Source organism: Campylobacter sp. W0066.2 (genome assembly GCF_024723515.1).
Taxonomy (GTDB): domain Bacteria; phylum Campylobacterota; class Campylobacteria; order Campylobacterales; family Campylobacteraceae; genus Campylobacter_D.
Map to the genome: position 1 here is coordinate 1 of NZ_JANQCV010000034.1, position 1381 is coordinate 1381.

2 protein-coding genes are annotated in these 1381 nt (G+C 23.0%); one reads left to right on the plus strand and one right to left on the minus strand.

Annotation, left to right across the window (positions count from 1 at the left end; genetic code table 11):
- Positions 1 to 169: 169 nt before the first annotated feature.
- Positions 170 to 358 carry a hypothetical protein gene (locus CAMP18498_RS07830; RefSeq protein ID WP_263705150.1) on the minus strand — a complete coding sequence of 63 codons (189 nt, stop codon included), beginning with the start codon at positions 356 to 358 and terminating at the stop codon, positions 170 to 172.
- Between the two features lie 527 nt (positions 359 to 885).
- On the opposite strand from CAMP18498_RS07830, the gene CAMP18498_RS07835 reads away from it, so the two are divergent.
- On the plus strand, positions 886 to 1381 hold a 496-nt coding region (locus CAMP18498_RS07835), incomplete at its 3' end, for a HepT-like ribonuclease domain-containing protein (protein WP_337198257.1).

Genomic DNA, 1381 nt, shown 5'->3' on the forward strand with positions numbered 1-1381 from the left:
AATTTTTACTATCTTCATTAATTAGTTTTCTTTCAATATCTATAATATAATCTGTTTGTTTTTCCATTAATGCAATGCATTTTTCTTGCATTTCTTTTGATAGTCTATACAAAAATCAAAAGAAGAATTAACATTAATGAAAGTATTATTTTGCTGATTAAGAGTAATATTATTTTTGTTTTGTGATTTTTTTGATTTCGGTTTTATATTGTTCATTGCTATCTTTTCTTAATTCTTCTGACTTTTTGTAAAAATTATCCACCATTGTCTTTCTATCTTTTAATGATATAGCATTAAGAATATCCGCATTAAACATATTTGTAAAGCCAAATAAAAAAGCATTTATGTTTTTTGACATTTACCCTACCTTTCTTGCAAAATAGCACTAATTCACAACAAACAATTATACACAAAATACAATAAAAATATTATTACTACACCATAATAACCATCAAGTAAAAATCAGGATTTATCTTACCAATATTAATTTTAAAGTTAAAATTAACAAATTAAATTATAAAAACAGAATAAATACTAATATATCAATATTTAATGCTTATAAAAAAGACTTTATAAAGGACTTTTATGGGATATATAAAGCACCTTTAGGGGCGAAATAAAGCACTTTTTTGATAGATTTTAAGCAAAAAATAATAAAAAAAGAAAAAATGGACTTTATAAAGGACATTCAGGGGATATATAAAGGACTTTTATGTGTAAAAAATACGCTTAAAAAGCACTTAAAATAAACTTTATAAAGGACAAAAATGTAAAATATAAAAACCCTTGCAAAATACTATAAAATAGGCATTTAAAAGCACTAAAAAACTTGGTTTTTATTGTGAATTTTGGTATAATTTTAATATTAAATGTAAAGGAATTTAAATGTCAAATGAAATAAGATTAGAGAACATAAAAAGATTACAAAAAATTGCAAATGAGATTAATTTAATTTATCAGCAAATCAAAGATGAGAATGTATTAAAAACATTGCACGATGAGAATGCACAAAGATTTATTTTTGTTTCTCTAATTAAAATCAGTGAAAGCTTTAAAAAAATCAAAGAAAGTGCTGATGATGAAATCTTATCTTTATTTGACAAAAAAGATTTAAAAAGAATAAATGATACTAGAAATTTCGCAGCTCACGATAATGAGGAAATTAGATTAAGCGCTGTTGCTAATGTAATTAAGTATGATTTATTTAGAGTTAAAAGAAGTATAAATATATATATGGGAAAATTAGAAAATCAAAAACAAGAGGTTGAGATTATGGAAAATGTGGTAAGGAAAAAAGGTTTGAGTTTAAATGCAAAAATAATTACAGCATTATTAGTTGCTATTGTTTTAGCTTTGTCTTTGTTATTGAGTATGGTAGATA